This is a genomic window from Pseudomonas sp. H1h (assembly GCF_000633255.1).
In the GTDB taxonomy this organism is placed as follows: Bacteria; Pseudomonadota; Gammaproteobacteria; order Pseudomonadales; family Pseudomonadaceae; genus Aquipseudomonas.
On the sequence record NZ_AYMJ01000015.1, the window covers coordinates 36,587 to 61,973 of the forward strand.

Below are 25,387 nucleotides of genomic sequence, written 5' to 3' on the forward strand. Positions count from 1 at the left end.
CCAGGGTGGCGGTTTTGTCGTTGCAAATACAGCGTAACGACCGCTTGTCTTAAACCTGCCTGTCCCTGTCAGATCTGACAGTAGGCAGCCGCTGCTACCTGATGTGAGATGGGACACGTCCGTCTGGACAGACTCTTATCACTCCAAGGTGCACACCATGGATATTCAGTCGTCAACATTGAACGCAATCTTTGAGTTGGTTGCGGTTTTCGTACCAGGCTGGGTTTCGCCGATCAAACCACCTGCACGTGCCCATGGTGGTATCCCCAGATCGCTCTACGACGACAAACCCTCGGGCCTTCAAGTGGTGATTGATCCGTGGTCTGAACTGCAACGACGCAACCAAATCATGGAGGCGTACGATTCGGTGGCCCTGTATGTCAATGACGCCCCTACTTCAGTGGCCGGGGCAATCGTACAACCCGGCGACGAGCAAAAACGCATCTCGCTGAATGTACCCCACGGACACTTGATTCACGGCGTCAATCGCCTGCATTACAAGGTAACCCGGCTTAGCGGTAACGTTGAGTCTTCGCGCGACCTGCTCGTGCTCTATCATCTGCGCCCCCTGAGCAGTCTCGACCTGGTGATTCCACCCAATGTAGTCACCAACGGAGTCAGCGCCGCACTGGCGGCACTCGGGGTTGTATTCGGTTTCACCTACAACACCGCACACCCCTATGACCTCGTGCGCTTTCGGATTGGCAACGAGTCGTTCACCAAAGAAGTCACCGACCCACCGACGCCGCTGACCATCACGCTGTTTACCGCTGACTTCCTGAAAGTCGGTGACGGCAAGATCGTCGTCGACTTCGTGGTAACCGACCAATTGGGCAACTCTGCCACCTCGGGAACCAAGACCCTCGACGTACACGTCGCCCATATCGACCTGCAACCCCCGACCGTCATCGGCCAGACCGGCAACAACTTCAGCCCGACCCAAACGCAAATCCGCGTGTTGGTACCCACTGGCCCGCTATTGCCCACCGACCAATTCACTGTGACCTGGACCGGGGCGACTTCAACGGCTGCCGGCTCCTACACCAGCCCGCCGCAATCGGTCAGTGCCGGACTGGAAATCGCCGTACCGCGCTCGGTACTCGCCTACAGCCTGGGCAAAATCATCACAGTGACTTACACCCTCATCCGCAATGGCGTACCCAGCACCTCACTGGCACTGCTCTTGAACATTCTGGTGTTGCCGGCTGCGGCACTGATCACGCCGAAAATCATCGACGCCGATACCAGCAACGTGCTGGATTTAATCGCGCTCGGCAGCAAAGACGGGACCATCCACGGCTTGCTCTGGACGTTGATCGAAGTCGGTCAACAGGTGTGGCTGACGCTGGAGGGCAAGAAGGCCGATGGCAGCCCGCATACCCTGAATGTCTGGAATGGCGGAGCCAGCAAAGTCAATACGGCGTGGGTCAATCAGGGCTTTTGGCCCAAGACGGTTGCCAACAGCTACCTCAACCAACTGGGCGACGGGTCCACCCTGACGATCAAATTCAAGGCAGCACTGGATCAAAGCAACATCGAAGCCAATGCAGTGGTGTTTCCGGATCGCACCTACACCATCAGATCGGTTGCCTTGGTCGCCCCAACGATTACTTCGGTCAAAGGCTCGCCCAGCGGCGTGGAAATTCCGCAGGGTGGCAGCACAGTCGAAACAGCGGTCACCTTGACCGGGGCGGCCAGCAAAGGGCTGCAGGTCGAAGTCTTCGACGGTGCGGTCTCAAAAGGAAAGGCCACCGCTAATGCCTCGACCGGAATCTGGACGTTGACGGTCAGCGGGTTGGCTGTCGCTGAACATAGCCTGACGGCGAAAGCGCTGTATGGCAGTGGGCAGGTATCGGCGGCACGGACTTTAACGATAATTACTATGAGCTGGACGGAAAATTTTGATCTTTATCCTAGAACCGAATTATATCCAGGCAACCCCCTTAATACGCCTGACCTGTCAATCTCTGTAGTGATGTATGCTGGGAACGTAATAATCATGCAAAGCACTGCATTTATTCCTACGCCCCTGCCTGGAAAGTTTTCAGGAATGGTACTTATGCTCAGAAGTGATGATGGAACGCCTACCAGTATCAGATTCGAACTGAAGAAGAAATGTACGCGTATCAATTTCTGGCTCTATAACTATGGCAGCTATTCTTCAAGAAGCAGCATATTCATTTATGACTCAGACGGAAAACTAATAAAACAAGAGTCTCTTCCAGACTTTTATCCGGAAAGCACTCCTGAACAATACGACTTCGCCAGCTCTGACATCGCAAGTTTTGAAATCCACACCACAAACTTAATAACTGTTGATCACTGCTCTTTTTGGGGCTAGTAGACAGTGGGACAACTTCAAGCCTCCCCGAATCTCATAAGATATGTTTAGCTGACAGAGCACCCGTTGGAGACGCGGTCAACTGTGGGAGCGAGCCTGCTCGCGAAGGCTGTCTCACCGGCAACACATCGCTTCAGGCATAAAAAACCCGCCGTCCCGGTTAATCGGGACGGCGGGTTTTGTCGTTTCAGACCTCGCTACACCGTATCCACCTTCAACGAATGATCATTGAGCATGCCGCTGATGATCGTCGCCGTGTCGTGCCCGCTGGCGATCACCCCGCCCGCCCCCGGGGTCACGCCGTAGTGGCTGGCGAGGTTGACGCCGGCCAGGTCGATGGTCTGGTTCGGCGTGGCGCCGGCCAGGGCACTGACGTCGATGCTGGTGAGCACCGAAGCGCCGCTGCCGGTGACGGTGAAGTGCAGGTAATCGTCCAGCGACGCCGTGGTGCCGTTTTCACCTTGCAGCAGTTGCGACAGGTCGAGCTTGTCGGTGCCCGGGGTGAAGTCGGTGATGGTGTCGTGGCCCGTGTTGCCCTTCAGGTACTGGAAGGTATCGGCGCCCGGCCCGCCGGTCAGGGTGTTGTTGCCCATGCCGCCGATCAGCAGGTCGTCACCGCCGCCACCGTTGAGGATGTCGTTGCCCAGCCCGCCGTTGATCACGTTGTTATTGTTGTCGCCGGTCAGGGTGTCGTTGAAGTTCGAACCGACCAGGTTTTCGATATTGCTGAGGGTATCGGTGCCAGCGCCGATGGTGTTTTGCGCCCCCAGCAGACCGAGGTTGACCGTGACTCCGGCAGTGGCGTGGGCATAGCTGACCGTGTCGATGCCGGTGCCGCCATCGAGAATGTCATTGCCCGGGCCGCTGTAGAGCAAGTCGTTGCCCGCGCCGCCGTGCATTTCGTTGTTGCCGGAGCCGGCGGTCAGCACGTCGTTACCGTCGCCGCCATTGAGGATGTTGTTGCCGGTGCCGGCCACCAGAATGTCATCGCCTGCGGTACCAGTGAGGGTATGACCATCCTGATAGGTGATGCTGACGTTGGCCGTGTCGCTGCCGCCATGGTTGTCGTTGGCGGTGTAGGTGCCGTTGAAGTCCGGCGTCACGTCGTGCGCGCCGGCGTAGTTGACCGTCATGGTCAGTTGGTAGTTTTCCGCCGCAGTGGGGTTACTGCCGCTGGTGTTGCTGATGTTGGTCACGTGGATCTGATAGGTGCCATCAGCGCTGGCAGTGATGGTGCCGCCGTCGGCGATGCTGGTGAACGCACCACCGTTGACCGAGTACTCCATGGTGATGTGCCCGGCCGCCAGGTTGTGATCCAGGTTCAGCGTTTCGCCCTGTTTCAGTTTGACGGTGATCAGGTCCTCATCGTTGGCATTGGCGGTGGTTACCGCGCCGAGGTATCCGCTGACCACCAGCACAGCCGTCATCGCTGCCGTGTTGGCCGCGAACGCATTGCGCACGTCGGCCAGGTTCTGGTTGGCGGCGGTGTTACCGGTGCCGTTGAACGTGATGGCGCCGGTACCGCTGAAGTCAGCGCCCTTGGCTGCCCACCCGGTGTTGAAGGTGGTCGGCGAGGCGTTGAGCGGGTCGCCGTCCGGGTCGGTGTCGTTGGCCAGCAGCAGTTCGCCCGGCACCGTGACGCTGCTCGACAGCACGTTGGTGATGACGTGGTCGTCCATCGCCACCGGTGGCGAGTTGGGGATCACTTTCACCGTCAGCGTCGAGCTGGCAAGGTCGCCATCGTTATCGCTGAGGGTGAAGCCGATGTTCTCGGTGATCACCGTGGTGGTGGTTTTCTGCGAGGTGTAGCTGTAGTCGCCAGTATCGAGGTTGATCACCAGCGTGCCGCTGTTGTTGGTGGCGATGCTCAACGTGTTGTTCACCGTGTTGAACGTGCCGTGGTTGGTGCCACCGCTTGGGGTCAACGACCCCTGGCCGCTGTTGGCGCGCGGGTCATAGGTGTAGGTGGTGCCGTCGATCACGATGGATTTGATGAAACCGCCATCGGCACCGAACGTGCCACCCTCGCCCAGCAGCGAACCGGTGACCGGCGCACCTTCCACGGTGCCCGAGAGCACCGAGTTGAGCTGATTGAGATCGGTGACCACCACGGCGTTGGTGTTGGTGTGGCTGATGCCGTCATACGCCAGCGGGTCGAGGTTGGCGTTGCTCACGCCGCTGCCCAGGCCGATCGCGTAGTTCTTGATGTTGTTGGCGTCGAGGAACGCTTTGAGTGCGGTCTCGTCAGCGGTGCCGATTTCCTGGCCTGTGGTCGGTTTGCCGTCGGAGAAGAAGTAGCCGACGTTCTGCGCTCCGGTGAGTTTGCCCGAGGTGTTGAAGGCGGTTTGCATCGTCGCCACCGCCGCGTCGTAGTTGGTGCCGCCACCCGCCGTGAGGCCGGCGAGGAGCGATTTGGCGGTCGCCACGTCAACCCATACCGACGTTCTGTCGGTGGCGCTGCTGCTGAAGGTGACGAGTTGCACCTTCACGTCGCCGAGGTCGTCGTATTTGTCGAGCAAGGCACTGATCGCCTGTTTCGCCAGATCCAGCCGCGACAGCCCCGGCACGCCGGACGGATCGACCATGCTGCCGGAAATGTCGAGGACGATGAGGATGTTGGAATCGATCTCCACCGCTGCCACGGAGCGATCCGACGGCACCGCTTTCGGCACGTCATCGACGATGTTGACCACGATGGTGCTGGTGGTGCTGTTGCCCAGTGCATCGGTGGCTTTGTAGGTGAAACTTTCGCTCAGGGTATTCGCGCCGTCGTTGGCGTTCGGCGTGGTTTTCGGCGCCGAGGTCAGGGTGTAGGTGTAGGTGCCGTCAGCGTTGAGCTGGATCTGCCCGTAAGTGCCGGTGGCGCTGCCAACCAAGGTGTAAGTGATCGCCCCGCTGCCGCCAGTGACCGCGCCGACCAGCGTGCCGGTGGCAGTTTCGCCGGTATTGGTCGGATCGCTGCCGGTGACCGTACCCGGGGCCAGGTCCTGGCCGTCCTTGGTCAGGTCGAGGGCTTTTTCATAGACCGTCACGTCCTGATCGACCGAGGCCACCAGTTTGCTGTCGGCGACGTTGATAGTGATGGTGGTGGTGCTTTCGTCGCCGTCACCGTCGCGGATGGTGTAGGTGAAAGTATCGGTGGCACCCGGTGGGCTCACCGAGTTCGGGTTGCTGTGGTAAATGGCGTTGCCGGCCGCATCCAGGGTCAGGAAACCGTAGGTGCCGTTGATGTTGCTGTTGAGGCCGCCGATCGCCGAACTTGAGGTGTCACCGCCGGCACGCACGCCAACCACTGCACCGCCCGCTGCGGCGCCGTCCGCACCGGTAACGTCATTGCCCAGCACGCTGACATTGACCGTACCGCCCTCCACCACCGAACCGGTGTCGGCCTTGGCGGTCGGCAGGTCGTCGATGATGTTGACGTTGATCTGCCCGGACGCAGTGCTGCCGTCGCCATCGGTGGCGACCACGTTGAAGTTCTCGGTGAGACTGTTGGCACCGTTACCGGTGGGGTGGGCGTCGTTGTGATCCAGCGTGTAGCTGTAACTCACAACACCTGTAGCCGCGTTGAAACCAGTGATGGTCAGCGTGCTGCCGAGCGGTGTGGTGACCGATTGCGGGAAGCCTGCCGCCACACCGTTGGTGACCACGGCGATGCCGCCGACGGTGAGGGTTTGCAGACCATCGAGCGCGGTCACGGTGAATGTGCCGCTCTGGGTCAGGGCATTGGCATCAGGCGCGCTGCCGGTGCTGAGGTTTTTTTCGTAGACGGTGAGTTCGCCGCCGTTCACATCCAGGCCGCTGATGATCACAGGATCGTCGTTGTTGTGAATCTGCAGGACAAGGTTGGCGGTGCTGGTGTCGCCGTCCGAATCGGTGATGGTGTAGGTGAACGTCTCGGTTCCATTACCGCCGCCGTGCAGGTTTTTGAAGTCGGCATCGGTGGGGTTGAGCGTGTAGGTGTAGGTGCCGTCGGTGTGCAGTTCCAGGGTGCCGTAAGTGCCGGTGAAGGTGCCGGCAGTGACGGGGCCAGTCGGTACGCGGTCGGCGCCCTGCACGTCGTTGGTCAGGACGTTGCCGGTCAGGGTCAGGTTGGTTTCCGAGGCGGTGCCAGTGTTGCTGTCGTTCACTGCTTTTGGCAGGTCATCGATGATGTTCACATCGAGCGTTGCGTTGGCGGTCGTGCCGTTGTCGTCGACTACGGTGACGGCGAACTGTTCGGGCAGGTTGTTGGCGCCGTTGGCCGTTGGGTGGGCGTCGTTGTGGTCGAGGGTGTAGCTGTAGCTGACGACACCGGTGGTCGCGTTGAAGCCAGTGATGGTCAGCGTGCTGCCGAGCGGTGTGGTGACGGATTGCGGAAAGCCTGCGGCGACACCGTTGGTGACAACCGCGATTCCACCGACGGTCAGCGTCGTGACACCGTCCAGTGCGGTAATGGTGAAGGTGCCGCTCTGGGTCAGGGCATTGGCATCAGGCGCGCTGCCGGTGCTGAGGTTTTTTTCGTAGACGGTGAGTTCGCCGCCGTTCACATCCAGGCCGCTGATGACCACGGGGTCGTCGTTGTTGTGGATCTGCAAGACAAGGTTGGCGGTGCTGGTGTCGCCATCCGAGTCGGTGATGGTGTAGGTGAAGGTTTCGGTGCCGTTGCCGCCGCCGTGCAGGTTTTTGAAGTCGGCATCAGTGGGGTTCAGCGTGTAGGTGTAGGTGCCGTCGGTGTGCAGTTCCAGGGTGCCGTAAGTGCCAGTGAAAGTCCCGGCAGTGACGGGGCCAGTCGGTACGCGGTCGGCGCCCTGCACGTCGTTGGTCAGGACGTTGCCGGTCAGTGTGAGGTTGGTTTCTGACGCCGTGCCGGTGTTGCTGTCGTTCACTGCTTTTGGCAGGTCATCGATGATGTTCACATCGAGCGTTGCGTTGGCGGTCGTGCCATTGTCGTCGACTACGGTGACGGCGAACTGCTCAGGCAGGTTGTTGGCGCCGTTGGCCGTTGGGTGAGCGTCGTTGTGATCGAGGGTGTAGCTGTAGCTGACGACACCGGTGGTCGCGTTGAAACCTGTGATCGTTAACGTGCTGCCGAGCGGTGTGGTGACCGATTGGGGGAAGCCCGCAGCCACGCCGTTGGTGACCACGGCGATGCCGCCCACCGTGAGCGTCGTGACACCGTCGAGTGCGGTAATGGTGAACGTGCCGCTTTGGGTCAGCGCATTGGCATCAGGCGCGCTGCCGGTGCTGAGGTTTTTTTCGTAGACGGTGAGTTCGCCGCCGTTCACATCCAGGCCGCTGATGATCACGGGGTCGTCGTTGTTGTGGATCTGCAGGACAAGGTTGGCGGTGCTGGTGTCGCCGTCCGAATCGGTGATGGTGTAGGTGAACGTCTCGGTGCCGTTGCCGCCGCCGTGCAGGTTTTTGAAGTCGGCATCGGTGGGGTTCAGCGTGTAGGTGTAGGTGCCGTCGGTGTGCAGTTCAAGGGTGCCGTAAGTGCCGGTGAAAGTCCCGGCAGTGACGGGGCCAGTCGGTACGCGGTCGGCGCCCTGCACGTCGTTGGTCAGGACGTTGCCGGTCAGCGTGAGGTTGGTTTCCGAGGCGGTGCCGGTGTTGCTGTCGCTCACTGCTTTTGGCAGGTCATCGATGATATTCACATCGAGCGTTGCGTTGGCGGTCGTGCCGTTGTCGTCGACTACGGTGACGGCGAACTGCTCGGGCAGGTTGTTGGCGCCGTTGGCCGTTGGGTGAGCGTCGTTGTGGTCGAGGGTGTAGCTGTAGCTGACGACACCGGTTGCCGCATTGAAACCTGTGATCGTTAACGTGCTGCCCAATGGTGTGGTGACCGATTGGGGGAAGCCTGCGGCGACGCCGTTGGTGACCACGGCGATTCCGCCCACCGTGAGCGTCGTGACACCGTCGAGTGCGGTAATGGTGAACGTGCCGCTTTGGGTCAGCGCATTGGCATCAGGCGCGCTGCCGGTGCTGAGGTTTTTTTCGTAGACGGTGAGTTCGCCGCCGTTCACATCCAGGCCGCTGATGACCACGGGGTCGTCGTTGTTGTGGATCTGCAAAACCAGATTCGCCGTGCTGGTGTCGCCGTCCGAGTCGGTGATGGTGTAGGTGAACGTCTCGGTGCCGTTGCCGCCGCCGTGCAGGTTTTTGAAGTCGGCATCGGTCGGGTTGAGCGTGTAGGTGTAGGTGCCGTCGGTGTGCAGTTCCAGGGTGCCATAAGTGCCGGTGAAGGTGCCGGCAGTGACTGGGCCAGTCGGTACGCGGTCGGCGCCCTGCACGTCGTTAATCAGGACGTTACCAGTCAGCGTGAGGTTGGTTTCCGAGGCGGTGCCAGTGTTGCTGTCGTTCACTGCTTTTGGCAGGTCATCGATGATGTTCACATCGAGCGTTGCGTTGGCGGTGGTGCCGTTGTCGTCGACTACGGTGACGGCGAACTGTTCGGGCAGGTTGTTTGCACCGTTGGCGGTTGGGTGGGCGTCGTTGTGATCCAGCGTGTAGCTGTAACTCACAACACCTGTAGCCGCGTTGAAACCAGTGATGGTCAGCGTGCTGCCGAGCGGTGTGGTGACCGATTGGGGGAAGCCCGCTGCCACGCCGTTGGTAACGACAGCGATGCCGCCGACGGTCAATGTGGTGACGCCATCCAGCGCCGTGATGCTGAAGGTGCCGCTCTGGGTCAGCGCGGTGGAATCCGGCTCGCTGCCGGTGCTGAGGTTTTTCTCAAAGACCGTCAGCTCCCCGCCTTCAACGCTCAACCCGTTGATCACCACCGGATCGTCGTTGTTGTGAATCTGCAAAACCAGATTCGCCGTGCTGGTGTCGCCATCCGAATCGGTGATGGTATAGGTGAACGTCTCGGTGCCGTTACCACCGCCATGCAGGGCTTTGAAATCCGCATCGCTGGTGTTCAGGGTATAGGTGTAAGTGCCGTTGGCATTCAACACCAGGGTACCGAAAGTGCCGGTGAACGTACCCGCGGTGACGGGGCCAGTGGGTACACGATCGGCGCCCTGCACGTCGTTGGTCAGGACGTTGCCGGTGAGGGTCAACAGGGTTTCCGAAGCGGTGTTGGCGTTGCTGTCATTCACCGCTCTGGGCACGTCGTCGATGATGTTGACGTCCAGCGAGCCGGTGGCGCTGTCGCCATTGTTGTCGCCGGCGGTCACGGTGAAATGTTCGCTGAGGCTGTTGGCGCCATCACCCGCTGGATGGGCGTCGTTGCCGTTGAGGGTGTAGCTGTAGCTGACGACCCCGGTCGAAGCGTTGTAGCCGGTGATGGTCAGGGTGTTGCCCAGTTGCGTGGTGATCGACTGCGGAAAGCCCGCCGCCACGCCGCCGCTGATCACGTTGATCCCACCGATGTTCAGGCTGCTCAGACCGTCCGGTGCCGACACCGTGAAGCTGCCACTCTGGGTCAGCGCACCAGGATTGGCAGAGGAGCCGTCCGGCAGGTTGGCTTCGTTGAGCGTCAGCTCCCCGCCGGGTACCGCGAGGCCGCTGAGTGTCACCGGATTATTGACCGGCGGCACGATTGGCGTGTTGTCGCCATTGTCGACCACCACAAATGGCCGCACTTGCGGAAACTCGGGAATCCCGTTGAAACCGGCGGTGGGAAAACCGATGACCGGGTCCACTCGCCCGCCGACTTCGGTCAGCAACACAAAACTGTGGCCGCCGCCCGCCTCGCCTGGCACGCCAGTCGGTGCATTCGGCCCCGCAGCGGTCGCTTCCGCGGCTTTGGTCGGGTCTTCGCCAGCGGCGATGGCTTTCTGGATCTGTTCGACATCGGTCAGTTGCGCTTCGCTCGGCGTCAGCGCTTCAGGGGAATCGATGTGCACCGCCTGGTTGGCCAGCAGTTGCCCGGACATGGTCATGCTGCTGTCGCGGCCCAGGGTCAACTCATGGCCGTTTTGCAGATGAACGGCGACGGCGCCTTCAGCGCCGGTGATCACTTGATCGCCGGCATACAAGCGGTCGCCCTCGACCAGGGCGCGGCGCATGCCGTCGGTACCCTGCGCAAAAACCTGACCTATGACTTTAGTGACGATCCCGATGAGCGTTGCCATGTGAATTTCCTCCGCTGCCGACCACCGTCGGCACTGGTTCGCGAAGCAGCCCATGGCTCAAGCGGGTTGCCGGGGTGACGCTCGCACCTCGGCAGTTCGTTTCGCAGGTTTGCGCGAATAAGGAAACTTCAGTGCTTTCAAGCACTTCGGTTCCCTGATCGATGCAGCACGCCCACTAACGCTACGTAACGGTGGTGAATCACCCGAGTGACAAAAAACTGTCGCTCATCAACCGCTACGCGTCCCTCCCCTTCAGCAGTACTTCGCCGTATGTCGCAAAGTGAGTGGAACTTTCCTCAAGCCTTTCCGTGCTCCCTAAAGCGCATGAAACAAAGGCTTTCGTCCTGAACAATGTGCCGGTTTTTGCCAAGCGCATAAGTTTTTTTCGGCATAAGCCTTATGAAAATTTTTTCTTAGCTACGCTTCAGGATGTTCTTAGCTCTGTTGTTACAAGAGTGAAACGCTTACACCTCAAAATATCGTCAAATATTTGGCGACAGTAACACACCATCAGGACCAGGGAGATGCACCCCATGCGCGTTTTAACCCCCCTCTGCAGCGCGGTTTTGCTGGCCATGGCTTGCACTTCCCAAGCCCAGGCCATGAACCTGACCGAAGCGATTCAAAGCACCATCGCCACCCACCCGGAACTCGCCTCGCGAGTCGACGCCAAACTGTCGGCCGATGAGCAGGTGAAGGTGGCCAAGGGTGGCTTCTATCCTTCCGTCGACCTGAATGCCGCCTACGGGCGTGGCTACAGCGACAACACCAACACCCGCTCGCTGACGCCGAGCGGACACAACACCGAAATTCTCAACTACACCCAGTCCGAGTTACGCCTTCGGCAAATGATCTTCGACGGTTTCAACACCGCCAACGAGGTCGAACGCACCAAGGGCGTGTCCAACTCGCGCGCCTACTACGCGCAAGGCACCGCCCAGGATCTGGCCCTGCGCACCATCGAGGTTTACCTCGAAGTGCTCAAGCGTCGTGAACTGGTGACCCTGGCCAAGAACAACCTGCAAGCGCACTTGCGCGTGAATGATCAGATCGGCCTGCGTACCCAGCGCGGTATCGGCAGCACCGCTGACTCCGATCAGTCGGTCGCCCGTAAGGCGCTGGCGCAGAACAACCTCGACACCGCTGAAGTCGATCTGGCCGACGCCGAATCGAACTTCTACGCCGTGGTCGGGCGCATGCCCGATGAACTCGAAGCGCCACCGTCGACCCGCGGCGAAATCCCCACCAGCCTGCCGGAAGCCCAGCAGAGCATGGTCGAGAACAACCCCTACCTGAAATCCGCGCAGGCGGACGTGCAGTCGGCCGAGAGCCAGTACGAAGTTGCCAAGTCGCCGTTCTACCCACGCTTCGATGCCGAAGCGGCAGTCGGTGCGAACAACAACGTGCAAGGCGATGAAGGCCACGACAACGAATGGCGCGTCGGCGTGATCATGAACTACAACCTGTTCCGCGGCGGCAGCGACAAGGCCCGTCTGGCGTCCGATGCGCACCAGATCAACCAGGCAATGGACATCCGCAACAATGCCCTGCGTCAGTTGAACGAGAACATTCACCTGGCCTGGAACGCCATGGTCAACGCGAAGAAGCAGACCCCGACCGCCCGCGAATATGCCGAGACCACCAAACGTGTGCGCGCGGCCTATCAGGATCAGTTCGGCCTTGGCCAACGCACCCTGCTCGACTTGCTCGACAGTGAAAACGAGCTCTACAACGCCAACCGTCGCTACACCGAAATCCGCTATACCGAGGAGTATTCGATGTACCGCGTGCTGGCAAACATGGGCCAGTTGCTGAGCAAGCAACGGGTGGTGCTGCCGGCAGATGCGATCGCGGCGACCGAGGTGAAGAACGAGGCGCGCCTGCCTGAACTGAAGTAAGCAAAACGCTGTGGTGGGGGAGCTTGTCGGATCGCCGCACCGGCGCGCTCGAGTGCGCAGCGCTCACACTGCCGATTCCGTTAGTTGCACAGGGCTGCTGCGCAGCCCAACGGGAGCACGCTCCCTCGCCACAGGTTTTGGGCAAGTCTTACGGAGGCGATCAATATGACCAGCATGGAACCCGGTAGCACCGGGATCGATCCGCGGTTGAGCTTCGATGACCCGTTACTCGACGGTCTGTTGATCCTCTGCAAACTCCACGGCGCGACTGTCAGTCGCGCCAGCCTGAGTGCCGGGCTGCCCCTGAACAAGCAACGCCTGAGCCTGGACCTGTTGCCCCGTGCAGCGGCCCGGGCCGGTCTGCAGGCGCGCTTGCTGCGGCGTGAACTGAAAGATGTCTCAGCGCTGAATCTGCCGATTCTGTTGTTGCTCAAGGATGGGCGTACCGCTGTGCTGCGGCGTTTCGCCGACGACGGCAAGGTGCTGATTCTGCCCAGCGAAGCCGATGGCGGCGAGCAATGGGTCAGCCGTGAAGAGTTGGCCGAACACTACAGCGGCCAGGCCTTGTTCGCCCGTCCGCGCCACGAACTCGAAGACTTGCGTTCACCGCTGGTGCCGCGGGTCCATGCCTGGTTTCGCGACACCCTGAAGCTGTCGAAATGGCTGTACAGCGATGCGATCCTCGCCAGTTTCCTGATCAATCTGCTGGGCCTGATGGTGCCGCTGTTCGTCATGCAGACTTACGACCGCGTGGTGCCCAATCAGGCCACCTCGACCCTGTGGGTATTGGCGATCGGCCTGTTGATCGGCACCGGTTTCGAACTGGTGCTGCGGGTGGTGCGTGCGCACCTGCTCGACACCGCCGGCAAGAAAACCGATGTGATCCTTTCCGCGACATTATTTGAACGCATCACCGGCATGGCGATGAAAGCACGGCCAGCCACCATCGGTGGTTTCGCCCAGAGCATTCATGACTTTCAGGGCCTGCGTGAATTCCTCACGGCGGTGACCCTGACCAGCCTGATCGACCTGCCCTTCGTGGTGTTGATGCTGGTGGTGATCGGCCTGCTCGGCGGCTGGCTGGTGGTGATTCCGCTGCTGGCGTTTCCGATCACGATCATTTTTGCCCTGGCCATTCAGGTGCGCCTGCGTGACACCGTGCAAAAAAGCCTGAGCCTGGGCGCCGAACGTCAGGCGTTGCTGATCGAAACCCTCGGCGGCCTCGAAACCCTCAAGGCCTGCAGCGCCGAAAGCGAGCGCCAGCACAAGTGGGAAAGCACCCACGGCGCGCTCACCCGCCTCGACAGCCATGCGCGCAACCTCTCGGCGCTGGCGACCAACGGCACGCTGTTCATCCAGCAGTTTTCCGGGATGGCGACGATTGTCGCCGGGGTCTACAGCATCATCGCCGGCAACCTCAGCGTCGGTGCGCTGGTCGCCAGCTACATGCTCGGCAGCCGCGTGCTCGCGCCGCTGGGGCAGATCGCTGGCCTGATCACCCGCTACCAGCAAGCGCAACTGACGATGAAAAGCACCGACGCGCTGATGGGCCTGCCGCAGGAGCGCGACGGCAAGCAGCGGCCACTGGAACGCACGCAATTGCAAGGTGCGCTGGACGTCAGCGGCGTGACGTTTCACTACAACGGCCAGAACGCGCCGGCGTTGAGCAACGTCAGCTTCAGCATGAAACCCGGCGAGCGGATCGGCATCATCGGCCGCAGCGGCTCGGGCAAAAGCACTTTGGCGCGGCTGGTGATGGGGTTCTATGAACCCGAAGAAGGCCAGTTGCTGCTCGATGGCCTCGACCTGCGACAACTGGATGTCGCCGACCTGCGCCAGCAGATCGGTTACGTCGCCCACGACCTGCCGCTGCTGGCCGGCAGCCTGCGCGACAACCTGACCCTCGGTGCACGCTACATCAGCGATTCGCGCATGCTCGAGGTCGCCGAACTGACCGGCGTCACCGAACTGGCCCGCCAGCATCCGCAAGGTTTCGACCGCCCGGTGGGCGAGCGCGGACAACTGCTCTCCGGCGGCCAACGCCAGGCCGTGTTGCTGGCCCGGGCGCTGCTGCTCGACCCGCCGATCATGCTGCTCGACGAACCCACCAGCGCCATGGACAACAGCAGCGAAGACCTGCTGCGCCAGAAGCTCCACGGCTGGGTGCAAGGCAAGACGCTGCTGCTGGTCACCCATCGCACCTCGATGCTGAGCCTGGTGGATCGGTTGTTGGTGCTGGACAACGGACGGGTCGTCGCTGACGGCCCGAAAGAAGCGGTCATCGATGCACTGCGCAAGGGCCGTGTCGGCTCGGCGGCGGTCTAGGAGTTGCCCATGTCAGCTGCATCCGATGGCAAATCACGCGGCTACTTCGACAGTTTCGGCAAAAGCGCCGAAGCCGAGTTCATGCCCGAAACCGCCGGCGCGTCCTTGCAGGACTCGCCGCGCTGGTCGCGGATCACCGTGTGGCTGGCGGCGGCGCTGTTGATCAGTGCGCTGGTCTGGGCCAAGTTCGCGGTGCTTGAAGAAGTGACCATGGGCGAAGGCAAGGCGATCCCATCGAGCAAGGTCCAGGTGATCCAGAACCTTGAGGGCGGCATCGTTACCGAGATTTTTGTGCGTGAAGGGCAAATGGTGAACAAGGGCGACAAGCTGTTGCGCCTGGATGACACGCGCTTCCTGTCGAACAAGGGTGAGAGCGAGGCCGACCGTTACGCCCTGACCGCGCAAGTCGAACGCCTCTCCGCCGAAGCCGAGGGGCGCCCGCTCAAGCTGTCTGACGAGGTGGTTGCCAAGGCACCACAGGTCGCCGAAGACGAACGGGCGCTGTACGACCAGCGCCAACGGCGCCTGGCCAGTGAGCAACGCACCCTCACCGAACAGCTGCGGCAGAAGACGCAGGAGCTGGCGGAGTTTCGCTCCAAACAAGGTCAGTACAGCTCCAGCCTGGCGCTGCTGCAGCAAGAGATGAACATGTCCGCGCCGCTGGTCGGCACCGGCGCGGTATCGCCAGTGGAAATCCTGCGGCTCAAGCGCAGCGCGGTGGAGATTCGTGGCTCGCTGAACGCGACGACGCTGGCGATCCCCCGTGCCGAATCGGCGATCAACGAGATCAAGAGCAAGATCGACGAATCGGAACAGACCTTCCGCTCCGACGCCGCCAAGGACCTCAATCAGAAGCGCACCGACCTGTCGAAAATCACCGCCTCGAGCATCGCAATCGACGATCGCGTCAGCCGCACCACCGTGACCTCGCCGGTGCACGGGGTGATCAAGCAGCTCAAGGTCAACACCATCGGCGGCGTGGTGCAGCCGGGCAGCGACATGGTGGAAATCGTGCCGCTGGAAGACAACCTGCTGATCGAAGCCAAGGTTCGTCCGCAGGACGTTGCGTTCCTGCACCCGGGCCAGAAAGCCATGGTCAAGTTCAGTGCCTATGACTACACGATCTACGGCGGGCTGAGCGCGAAACTGGAGCTGATCGGCGCCGACACCATCACCGATGACAAGGGCAACAGCTTCTATCTGATTCAGGTCAGGACCGATAAAAACCATTTGGGCGGGGATGTGAAACCGCTGCTGATCATCCCGGGGATGGTGGCGACGGTGGACATTATTACCGGGGAAAAAAGCGTGCTGGATTATCTGCTGAAACCGGTGCTGAAGGCGCGGACCGAGGCGATGCGCGAGCGGTAGACACTGCGAACAGTGCACAGATAGATCTGACGCATTCGCGAGCAGGCTCGCTCCCACAAGGGGATGTGAGGTGAACACAGCGTTTGTGCGCACCTTCGATCAAATGTGGGAGCGAGCCTGCTCGCGAAGAGGCCAGCTCAGGCAACGACTATCTGTCCCCATGATTACGCTGAAAAACCTCCTCCCCCATCGCCGCAATCTGCCCCTCGATCAACGCCTCGAACGGCTTGAGCAACGGCGTAAACGTCGTCGGCGCCTCGAGGGTTTCCAGCGCCTGCACGATCGCCTCGATGGTCGACAACGCCCCCGGCCCCGGCGCCTTGCGCAACCGATACCGCGACACCCCGCCCTCGGCCAGCGTCACCCGGGGCAGCGCCGCCAGCAGCGGATTGAGATGGAGCATCTTGCGCGCCTTGCGCCAGGTGCCATCCGGCACCACCAGCAGCAGCGGCTCAGCGGATTCGCTGTAAGCCTGCATCGGCTGCGCATCGTCGGCAGGAAACAGCAACCGCGTCTGATACCCCGGTCGGCTGAGCAGCGCCGGCAGATCCTCGAATACCTCACCGACGATCAGCTCGGCGTTAGTCAGACCCAGCGCCGCCAGTCGCGCCGTGTTCAGCGCGTGATTGACCTCGCTCGGGTGCTGCAACAGCAACACCCGGGTGCGGCTGTCGAGGCTCGGGATCAGCGGGCACAGGCAATGGGTTTGTGGGCGCAGGCAGCGCGGGCATTGGGGTCTGGACATGTTCTCAGGCCTGATTGAGCTGTGCTTTGAGCAAGTCACGGAAAGTCTGGATCAGCGGCTCGCGGCTGCGGCCCCGGCGCATGATCATCGAAAACGGCGCCTGATAACCGAAGGTCGCCGGCAGCAACACGCGCAGGTCACCCTTGTCGGCCCAGGCCTGAGCGTAGTGCTCCGGCAAGTAACCGATGTAGGCGCCAGACAGCACCAGAATCAGTTGCGCCTCCATACTTTCCACAGTCGCCGCGCTGTGTTTGAAACCGTGCCGCGCCAGTTCCGCCTGGCTCCAGTAACCCCGGCCGACCATGCGCTGCTGGGTGATGACCTGCTCGGGAATCCGCCGCTCGTTGAACAACGGGTGCCGGCTGCTGCAATACAGCCAGTGCTGCTCGCGGTACAGCGGCATGTAGACCAGACCGCTCATGCGCGTCGAGAACGCGCCGATGGCCAGATCGAGGCGGTTGTCCTGCACGCCGAGTTGCAGCTCATACGGGCTCATCACCGAAAGATGCAAATGCACCGCCGGGTGTTCCTGACTGTAGGCGCCGATGGCTTCGGCGAACGGCAAAGCCTTGTCACTGACCGTGGAGTCGATCACCCCAAGGTTGAGCGTGCCACGCAGCTCACCCTTGAGCGCGGCGGCGTACTGCTCGAAGCCTTCGAGTTCGGCCAGCAGGCGCAGGGTTTCCTGATGGAACAGCTCACCCTTGCTGGTCAGGCTGAACCCGCCCCGCCCGCGATGGCACAACACCAGACCGAGCGCCGCTTCGAGCTGGCTCATGTAGGTGCTGATCGCCGAGGTCGACAGGTTGAGTTCCTGCTGCGCATTGGCGAAGCCCTGATGCCGCACGACGCTGACGAAGATGCGCAATAGTTTCAGGTCAGGTAAAGCGTTGGCCATGTCTACTCCATCACAAGAAACACACGGTGCGTCTGGAAACACACCCTCCCTGTGGGAGCGGGCTTGCTCGCGAAGGCGTCGTGTCAGTTGACATCCATGATGCTGACACACCGTATTCGCGAGCAAGCCCGCTCCCACAGGGGCATCCTGTTCACCCCGGTGAACAGCACTGAGTCTATCTCCAGCCTCGGCATTAGTTTAGAAAAATCTGAACTAAGTATTTGCCCGTAGCGATTCTTCCCCCCCACTACATTTCGCAGAATCGACCCCACAGCGGCGTCCGAACCTGTGTTGAACGGTGCGCCGACATAAATAAAACAAAGACGATGAGGCCCTACCCGTGGACAAGATTCTTCACCAACCACTGGGCGGCAACGAAATGCCGCGCTTCGGCGGCATCGCCACCATGCTCCGACTCCCCCATGTACCGACCGCTGCCGGCCTGGACGCTGCCTTCGTTGGCGTGCCTCTGGACATCGGTACTTCGCTGCGCCCAGGCACCCGCTTCGGGCCACGCGACATCCGCACCGAATCGGTGATGATCCGCCCGTACAACATGGCCACCGGCGCCGCCCCGTTCGACTCGCTGTCGGTCGCCGACATCGGTGACGTGGCGATCAACACCTTCAACCTGCTCGACGCCGTGCGCATCATCGAAGAAGCCTACGACAACATCCTTGAGCACAACGTGATCCCGATGACCTTGGGGGGTGATCACACCATCACCCTGCCGATCCTGCGGGCGATTCATAAAAAGCACGGCAAGGTCGGTCTGGTGCACATCGATGCACACGCTGACGTCAACGATCACATGTTCGGCGAGAAGATCGCTCACGGTACGACCTTCCGTCGCGCCGTCGAAGAAGGTCTGCTGGACTGCGACCGCGTGGTGCAGATTGGTCTGCGCGCGCAGGGCTATACCGCTGACGACTTCAACTGGAGCCGCGATCAGGGCTTCCGCGTCGTGCAAGCCGAAGAGTGCTGGCACAAGTCGCTGGCACCGCTAATGGCCGAAGTGCGCGAAAAAGTCGGCGGCGGCCCGGTGTACCTGAGCTTTGACATCGACGGCATCGACCCGGCCTGGGCGCCGGGCACCGGCACCCCGGAAATCGGAGGTCTGACGACCATTCAGGCGATTGAAATCGTCCGTGGCTGCCAGGGCCTCGACCTGATCGGCTGCGATCTGGTAGAAGTCTCGCCCGCTTATGACACCACCGGCAACACCTCGCTGCTGGCCGCCAACCTGCTGTACGAAATGCTCTGCGTACTGCCTGGCGTGGTCCACCGCTGAGGGTTCGGTCATGAACGAACGTGATCAGGTTCTGAAGGCGGCCGCCGGTCTGGTGTCGGCTTTCGCACGCAACGATCGCGAGGCTTACTTCGGCGCGTTCAGCGCCGATGCGAGCTTCGTGTTCTACACCCTCGAACAGCCCCTGCTGTCGCGCGATGCCTATCAGGCGTTGTGGGACAGCTGGCGCGCCGAGGATGGCTTCGAGGTGCTTTCCTGCACCTCAAGCAACGCCTTCGTCAGCCTGCAGGGTGACGTGGCGGTGTTTATCCATGACGTGGCCACCGAGCTGCGCATGCAAGGGGAGCAACACTTCAGCCAGGAGCGCGAGACGATTGTTTTCAAGAAACAAGCGTCGAGCCTAGAACAACAAGGCCATTGGCTGGCCTGCCATGAACATTTGTCCGCAATGCCGGAAGGGCTGCCATCCCCTAGGGTCTGCTGACGTTGGGTGACGACCGCGACGGAGACCCATTTGGCGCAGGGCAAGGCGCGAGGAACGCAGTTTGGTTGTTCCAAATAAGTTCCGAGCAACGCAGCCCTGCGCCAAATGGGTCCCGTCCCTTCGGGTTGCGCGCCAAAGTGCGCGAGGCTGCGTTGCGGGATTTGCCAAGGGAACAACCATGGGCGGCATCCCGCGCCTTGCCTCGCGCACTTTGGCGCAGCAACGCGGTTCGCCACCCAACGTCAGCAGACCCTATCCAAGACAGGTGACGCTCACGCACGATGAGCGCGCCTTTATGATCGGAGCAGATCATGAATAACAACAACAACGACCAAAGCCTTACGCAAATTGAAACTCACGGGGTCGAGCAGATCCCGGACAACGAACGCACCGCAGGCCCGACGGATCTGTTCCGGATGATCTTCGGTGGTTCGAATACCTTTGCCACCGCCGTGCTCGGCAGTTTCCCGGTGCTGTTCGGTCTGTCTTTTCAGGCCGGCGTCTGGGCGATTGTGTCGGGCGTGCTGCTCGGCTCGCTGATCCTCGCACCGATGGGCCTGTTCGGTCCGATCAACGGCACCAACAATGCCGTGTCGTCTGGCGCACACTTTGGCGTGCACGGGCGGATCGTCGGTTCGTTCCTGTCGCTGTTGACCGCTATCGCGTTTTTCTCGCTCTCGGTGTGGAGTTCGGGGGATGCGCTGATCGGTGGTGCGAAACGCCTGATCGGTCTGCCGGAAACCGACCTGACCCTGGGCCTGGCCTACGGTCTGTTCGCGATTCTGGTACTGACCGTGTGCATCTACGGCTTCCGCTTCCTGCTGTGGGTGAACAAGATCGCGGTGTGGAGCGCCAGCCTGTTGTTCCTGCTGGGCATCTTCGCCTTCGCCGGCCCGTTCGACGTCAACTACGCCGGTACCGTGAACCTCGGTCAGCCGGGCTTCTGGGCAGCGTTCATCGGCGCGGCGCTGGTCGCGATGAGCAACCCGATTTCCTTCGGTGCGTTCCTCGGCGACTGGTCACGCTACATCCCGCGTGACACGTCCAAGCAGCGGATCATGGCAGCGGTGGTGCTGTCGCAGATCGCCACGTTCATCCCGTTCCTGTTCGGCCTGGCCACCGCGACCATCGTCGCGATCAAGGCGCCGGACTACATCGCGGCCAACAACTACGTGGGCGGCTTGTTGGCGGTGTCGCCGAGCTGGTTCTTCCTGCCGGTGTGCCTGATTGCGGTGATCGGCGGCATGTCCACCGGCACCACCTCGCTGTATGGCACCGGGCTGGACATGTCCAGCGTGTTCCCGCGGGTGCTGTCGCGGGTCAAGGCAACGCTGCTGATCGGCGTGCTGTCGATTGCCTTCATCTTCATCGGACGCTTCGCGGCCAACCTGGTGCAGAGCGTGTCGACCTTCGCCGTGCTGATCATCACCTGCACCACGCCATGGATGGTGATCATGATCATCGGTCTGCTGGTGCGTCGCGGCTTCTATTGCCCGGATGACCTGCAAGTGTTCACTCGCGGCGAACAGGGCGGACGCTACTGGTTCAGCCACGGCTGGAACTGGCGTGGTCTGGGTGCGTGGATTCCGAGCGCAGCGGTCGGCCTGTGCTTCGTCAATCTGCCGGGGCAGTTCGTTGGCCCGCTGGGTGAAATGGCCGGCGGTATCGACATCAGTTTGCCGGTGACGCTGGGCCTGGCGTCGGTGGTGTACCTGACGTTGCTGAGCCTGTTCCCGGAACCGCGGGAAGTGTTCGGCCCGCAGGATGCGCGCAGCCAAGGCGCGTCAGCACCGGCCAAATCGGCACTGCGCCAGGCGGCCTGAAGAAACACACACCTTCTGTGGGAGCGGGCTTGCTCGCGAAAGCGATCTGTCAGTCACATCACGTTTGAATGTGCCTACGCCATCGCGAGCAAGCCCGCTCCCACAAGGGCAAATCGAATTCAGCCTCACATAAAAAAGACAATCGGAGACACGCCATCATGGCTTTGGATTTATTCGTCGTCCTCATCTACGCCGCCGGCATGCTCTTGCTCGGCTACTTCGGCATGCGCAAGGCCAAGACCAACGAGGACTTTCTGGTCGCCGGACGTAATCTGGGCCCGAGCCTGTACATGGGCACCATGGCCGCGACCGTGCTCGGTGGTGCGTCCACCGTCGGCACCGTACGTCTGGGCTACGTCCACGGCATCTCCGGCTTCTGGCTGTGCGCGGCACTGGGTAGCGGCATCGTCGCGCTGAACCTTTTCCTCGCCAAACCGCTGCTGAAACTGAAGATCTACACCGTTACCCAGGTTCTGGAAAAACGCTACAACCCGATGGCCCGCTCGGCGAGCGCGGCGATCATGCTGGCCTACGCACTGATGATCGGCGTGACCTCGATCCTCGCTATCGGCACCGTGCTGCAAGTGCTGTTCGGTCTGCCATTCTGGGTCTCGGTATTGCTCGGCGGTGGTGTGGTGGTGATCTACTCGGCCATCGGCGGCATGTGGTCGCTGACCCTGACCGACATCGTCCAGTTCATTATCAAGACCGTGGGCCTGATGTTCATCCTGTTGCCGATCTGCCTGTACCGCGTTGGCGGCTGGGACGAGTTGGTGCTGAAACTGCCGGCGACCGCCTTCAGCTTCACCACCATCGGCTGGGACACGATCATCACCTACTTCATGATCTACTTCTTTGGCATCCTGATCGGTCAGGACATCTGGCAACGGGTGTTCACCGTCAAGACCGCCAAAGTCGCCCAGTACGCCGGCAGCATCGCGGGCATCTACTGCATCGTCTATGGCCTGGCCTGCGCACTGATCGGTATGGCCGCGCACGTGCTGATCCCCGATCTGGACAACGTCAACAACGCCTTCGCCGCCATCGTCAAACTGTCGCTGCCGGACGGCATCCGTGGCCTGGTGATCGCCGCTGCTCTGGCAGCCATGATGTCCACTGCCAGCGCCGGCCTGCTCGCCGCCGCCACCACCCTGACTGAAGACCTGCTGCCGAAACTGCGTGGCGGCAAGCAATCGAGCCTGGCCATCAACCGCTTGTTTACTTTGCTCACCGGTGTCGTCGTGCTGGGTATCGCCCTGGTGGTGAATGACGTGATCAGCGCCCTGACCCTCGCTTACAACCTGCTGGTAGGCGGCATGCTGATCCCGCTGATCGGTGCGATCTTCTGGAAACGTGCGACCACCGCCGGCGCCATCGCCAGCATGGGCCTGGGCTTTGCTACCGCGCTGCTGTTCATGTTCAAGGACGGTCTGGACGCCAACACCCCGATCTACTACAGCCTGGCTGTGGGCCTGATCAGTTTTGTGGTGGTCAGCCTTTTCTCACGCCGTCCTGCGACGATGGCGAGCGCGATCTAAGCTTTGATGTAACGACTTGATGCTTTCTTCGACGGGTGTGGCGCGGGCGTGTCCTCCCTTATTTACTGCACCGGCTCGCTTTTAGGCACAACCCGGAGGGCCGGAGCGGATGTCGTGCAGGGCTGCGTTGCTCGGAGCTTATTTGGAAAAACCAAACTACGCTCCTCGCGCCTTGCCCTGCACGACATCAGATCCGGCGCGGTGCAGGAAATAAGGGAGGACACGCCCACTTGCCACACCCGTTTTTTTCGTCTGGAGAAAAGGCCTTATGAAGATCGTTTCGCGCGATCAATGGTTTGAAGTGCAAAACCTGAGCGACGGCATCCGGCTGATTCACGAGCCGTACATCCGCCCGTTCTACCGCTGCAACCTGTGGCATGTGCAGGGCCGCGACAAAGACCTGCTGCTCGACAGCGGCTCGGGGCTGGTCAGCCTGCGCGAACAGTTGCCGTGGCTCACCGAACGGCCGCTGGTGGCCGTCGCCAGTCATTGCCACTTCGACCACATCGCCGGGCATCACGAATTCGCCGAACGCCTGGTGCATCGCGCCGAGGCGGATATTCTTGCCGCGCCGGATGGCGAGAACGACTTGAGCCGGGCCTTCGTCGGTGACGACATGTTCGAAGCACATCCGGACTGCCCGTTGTGCTACGCCGAATACCGGGTCAAGGCCGCGCCGGCTACCGGGTTTGTCGAGGACGGCGACGTGCTCGATCTGGGTAATCGCACGCTGCAAGTGCTGCACACGCCGGGACATTCGCCGGGCGGGATCAGCCTGTATGAGGCGGCCAGCGAAACCTTGTTCAGCGGCGACATCATCTACGACGGGCCGCTGATCGAAGACGCTTACCACTCCAATCTGCAAGATTACGCCACCAGTCTGCGGCGCTTGCAGGCATTGCCGATCCGCACGGTGCATGGCGGGCACTTCGGCAGTTTTTCCGGTGGGCATTTGCGCTCGATGATTGACGAATGGTTGCGCGGCCACGCTTGAGGCCTGCTGTAATCAGTCAAAACAACGACGAATATATCTGCCATGAGAAGAGCCGCCGTGCGTGCCGCGGTACACCGCTACATCCGGCGCCTGCTGGAAACCCGCGAATTCAACGACCACACCAGTCTGGTGCAATTAGGGCTGGAAACGGCGGATATCGAAGACCTGATCTTCCATCTGGAAGATGAATTCGGACTGACGGCATTCACCGCCGAAGAGGATCACATGCTCAAGACCGCGAAAACGGCGAATGACTTGAGCAGGTTTCTGATTGAGATCGGACGCCACTGAGAGGCAGTGCCAAACACATCTATCGGGATGAGATGAAACCCTGTGGCGAGGGAGCTTGCTCCCGCTCGGCTGCGCAACAGCCGCAAACACAGAACATGCGATTGATCATATACAACCGGGCCGAATGGTTTTGGCGCCGCTTCGCAGCCCAACGGGAGCAAGCGCCCTCGCCACAAATAGCCCGGTGCTTTTTGGCTTAACGGCGACGCGGCTGGCGCCGGCGCTGTTCGTCATCGGTGCGGATTGGTACGGGTTGCAGAGGCGGTTCGATCAAGCCGAGGGCAACACCCAAATCGTGTAGCCAGTTCTGAATTTTCTCTTTCATCGTCATGCCCCCTTCAGGGTAGTGCTGAGCGACCGGAATTCTGAGGCCGCTTCGCACTGATAATAGTCCGAAGTCCTACGCAATGCTCGGCCAAATCCGCAATGATCTGTTACTGAATTGAACAGAATTCCGATCGGTTGGTTCACCCCGCCTGCCGGGGTTCATCCGATGCCACGGGATAGAGCGCCTGCTGCTGTTCAATCCAGGCATTGAGGTTGGCCCCGACCATGCCCTTGCGCCACATGAGCCACGTTGTCGCACTGGCGAACGGCTCGGCCAACGGGTGCACCGCAACGCTCTCGCGCCCCGGCAAACTGGCAAGCATCGACTCCGACATCAGCGCCACGCCGCTGCCGGCAATCACACAGGCGAGCATGCCCTGATAGGACTCGATCTCCATCGCCCGGCCCATCGCCGCCTGGTAATGAACAAACCACGCCTCCAGCCGTGCGCGATAAGCGCAGCCATGGCGAAAGGTGAACACCGCCCTGCCCTCGACCTCCTTGGCGCTGCGGATCGGCGGGTGATCGGCCTCGCTGATCAGCACCAGACGCTCGTCGCACAGCGGCACGCCGTCAATGCCCGCCAACTGTGGAGGGCCGTCCACCAACGCCGCATCGAGGCGCCCGGACACCAGACCTTCGAGCAACTCACCGCTAGGCCCCGACTGCACTTGCAGGTTCACCGCCGGGTATTGCTTGTGATAGCGCGCCAGCAACGCCGGCAAATGGATCGCCGCCGTGCTGTACAGCGTGCCGAGGACAAAATCCCCCGCCGGTTGCCCGCCCATCACCGCCGCACTGGCCTGATCGCGCAGGGCGAACAGTTTGCCGGTGTAGTCCAGCAGGACTTTTCCCGCAGGCGACAGCTGCAAACGCTGACGCTCGCGGACGAACAGTTCGACACCCAATTGCTCTTCCAGCTGCTTGAGCCGGGTCGACAGGTTGGACGGCACCCGGTGCAGACGCTCGGCGGCGCGGGTGATCGAACCTTCCTCGGCCACCGCCTGAAAGATCCGCAATTGGCTGAACTCCACAAACATTCT

Annotated in this window: 15 protein-coding genes; 10 read left to right on the forward strand and 5 right to left on the reverse strand. The window is 61.2% G+C overall.

All coding sequences use genetic code 11. The features are described 5' to 3' along the window. Positions 1-157 precede the first annotated feature (157 nt). Positions 158-2,341 carry an Ig-like domain-containing protein gene (locus U862_RS30875; protein ID WP_025110582.1) on the forward strand — a complete coding sequence of 728 codons (2,184 nt, stop codon included), beginning with the start codon at positions 158-160 and terminating at the stop codon, positions 2,339-2,341. 197 nt (positions 2,342-2,538) lie between these two features. Here U862_RS30875 and U862_RS0111775 read toward each other — a convergent pair whose 3' ends face one another. Continuing rightward, positions 2,539-10,401 carry a retention module-containing protein gene (locus U862_RS0111775; RefSeq protein ID WP_025110583.1) on the reverse strand — a complete coding sequence of 2,621 codons (7,863 nt, stop codon included), beginning with the start codon at positions 10,399-10,401 and terminating at the stop codon, positions 2,539-2,541. Between the two features lie 533 nt (positions 10,402-10,934). Here U862_RS0111775 and U862_RS0111780 point away from each other — a divergent pair. From U862_RS0111780 to U862_RS0111790, 3 genes are all read left to right on the forward strand, one after another. After that, entirely contained in the window at positions 10,935-12,299 is a 1,365-nt protein-coding gene (locus U862_RS0111780) for a TolC family outer membrane protein (RefSeq protein ID WP_025110584.1), read from the forward strand. 165 nt (positions 12,300-12,464) lie between these two features. Continuing rightward, positions 12,465-14,624, forward strand: coding sequence for a type I secretion system permease/ATPase (locus U862_RS0111785; RefSeq protein WP_025110585.1), 2,160 nt, complete (start codon positions 12,465-12,467; stop codon positions 14,622-14,624). A 9-nt stretch (positions 14,625-14,633) separates the two neighbouring features. Beyond that, complete coding sequence (locus U862_RS0111790; protein WP_025110586.1) at positions 14,634-15,995, forward strand: HlyD family type I secretion periplasmic adaptor subunit; 1,362 nt, start codon at positions 14,634-14,636, stop codon at positions 15,993-15,995. 148 nt (positions 15,996-16,143) lie between these two features. On the opposite strand, the gene U862_RS0111795 is transcribed toward U862_RS0111790, so the two are convergent. Together U862_RS0111795 and U862_RS0111800 are read right to left on the reverse strand one after the other, a co-directional pair. Further along, complete coding sequence (locus tag U862_RS0111795) at positions 16,144-16,740, reverse strand: tRNA-uridine aminocarboxypropyltransferase (RefSeq protein WP_025110587.1); 597 nt, start codon at positions 16,738-16,740, stop codon at positions 16,144-16,146. A gap of 4 nt (positions 16,741-16,744) precedes the next feature. Then, positions 16,745-17,638: a LysR family transcriptional regulator gene (locus tag U862_RS0111800; protein ID WP_007956593.1), complete on the reverse strand. Its 894-nt coding sequence runs from the start codon at positions 17,636-17,638 to the stop codon at positions 16,745-16,747. Between the two features lie 340 nt (positions 17,639-17,978). Here U862_RS0111800 and speB point away from each other — a divergent pair, with 340 nt between their 5' ends. From speB to U862_RS0111830, 6 genes are all read left to right on the forward strand, one after another. Then, a complete protein-coding gene (gene speB, locus U862_RS0111805; protein WP_003222717.1) occupies positions 17,979-18,929 on the forward strand; it encodes an agmatinase in 951 nt (316 codons plus the stop codon). 10 nt (positions 18,930-18,939) lie between these two features. Continuing rightward, entirely contained in the window at positions 18,940-19,371 is a 432-nt protein-coding gene (locus tag U862_RS0111810) for a nuclear transport factor 2 family protein (protein ID WP_025110588.1), read from the forward strand. A gap of 311 nt (positions 19,372-19,682) precedes the next feature. Further along, complete coding sequence (locus tag U862_RS0111815) at positions 19,683-21,194, forward strand: cytosine permease (RefSeq protein ID WP_025110589.1); 1,512 nt, start codon at positions 19,683-19,685, stop codon at positions 21,192-21,194. Positions 21,195-21,352: 158 nt separating this feature from the next. Continuing rightward, positions 21,353-22,732, forward strand: a complete 1,380-nt coding sequence (locus U862_RS0111820; RefSeq protein WP_025110590.1) for a sodium:solute symporter — start codon at positions 21,353-21,355, stop codon at positions 22,730-22,732. Between the two features lie 268 nt (positions 22,733-23,000). Then, positions 23,001-23,726: an MBL fold metallo-hydrolase gene (locus U862_RS0111825; RefSeq protein WP_025110591.1), complete on the forward strand. Its 726-nt coding sequence runs from the start codon at positions 23,001-23,003 to the stop codon at positions 23,724-23,726. 42 nt (positions 23,727-23,768) lie between these two features. Continuing rightward, positions 23,769-24,017: a hypothetical protein gene (locus tag U862_RS0111830; protein WP_025110592.1), complete on the forward strand. Its 249-nt coding sequence runs from the start codon at positions 23,769-23,771 to the stop codon at positions 24,015-24,017. Positions 24,018-24,213: 196 nt separating this feature from the next. Here the strand turns inward: U862_RS0111830 and U862_RS31150 are convergent, their stop codons facing one another. Both U862_RS31150 and U862_RS0111840 read right to left on the reverse strand, forming a co-directional pair. Beyond that, positions 24,214-24,342: a PA1414 family protein gene (locus U862_RS31150; protein WP_003184145.1), complete on the reverse strand. Its 129-nt coding sequence runs from the start codon at positions 24,340-24,342 to the stop codon at positions 24,214-24,216. 142 nt (positions 24,343-24,484) lie between these two features. Further along, entirely contained in the window at positions 24,485-25,378 is an 894-nt protein-coding gene (locus U862_RS0111840; protein ID WP_025110593.1) for a LysR family transcriptional regulator, read from the reverse strand. Positions 25,379-25,387 lie beyond the last annotated feature (9 nt).

Excerpts from the sequence above, each read along its gene's own strand:
- U862_RS30875 (WP_025110582.1), top strand. The coding sequence starts at position 158 with ATGGATATTCAGTCGTCAACATTGAACGCAATCTTTGAGTTGGTTGCG.
- U862_RS0111775 (WP_025110583.1), bottom strand. The coding sequence starts at position 10,401 with ATGGCAACGCTCATCGGGATCGTCACTAAAGTCATAGGTCAGGTTTTT.
- U862_RS0111780 (WP_025110584.1), top strand. The coding sequence starts at position 10,935 with ATGCGCGTTTTAACCCCCCTCTGCAGCGCGGTTTTGCTGGCCATGGCT.
- U862_RS0111785 (WP_025110585.1), top strand. The coding sequence starts at position 12,465 with ATGACCAGCATGGAACCCGGTAGCACCGGGATCGATCCGCGGTTGAGC.
- U862_RS0111790 (WP_025110586.1), top strand. The coding sequence starts at position 14,634 with ATGTCAGCTGCATCCGATGGCAAATCACGCGGCTACTTCGACAGTTTC.
- U862_RS0111795 (WP_025110587.1), bottom strand. The coding sequence starts at position 16,740 with ATGTCCAGACCCCAATGCCCGCGCTGCCTGCGCCCACAAACCCATTGC.
- U862_RS0111800 (WP_007956593.1), bottom strand. The coding sequence starts at position 17,638 with ATGGCCAACGCTTTACCTGACCTGAAACTATTGCGCATCTTCGTCAGC.
- U862_RS0111810 (WP_025110588.1), top strand. The coding sequence starts at position 18,940 with ATGAACGAACGTGATCAGGTTCTGAAGGCGGCCGCCGGTCTGGTGTCG.
- U862_RS0111815 (WP_025110589.1), top strand. The coding sequence starts at position 19,683 with ATGAATAACAACAACAACGACCAAAGCCTTACGCAAATTGAAACTCAC.
- U862_RS0111820 (WP_025110590.1), top strand. The coding sequence starts at position 21,353 with ATGGCTTTGGATTTATTCGTCGTCCTCATCTACGCCGCCGGCATGCTC.
- U862_RS0111825 (WP_025110591.1), top strand. The coding sequence starts at position 23,001 with ATGAAGATCGTTTCGCGCGATCAATGGTTTGAAGTGCAAAACCTGAGC.
- U862_RS0111830 (WP_025110592.1), top strand. The coding sequence starts at position 23,769 with ATGAGAAGAGCCGCCGTGCGTGCCGCGGTACACCGCTACATCCGGCGC.
- U862_RS31150 (WP_003184145.1), bottom strand. The coding sequence starts at position 24,342 with ATGAAAGAGAAAATTCAGAACTGGCTACACGATTTGGGTGTTGCCCTC.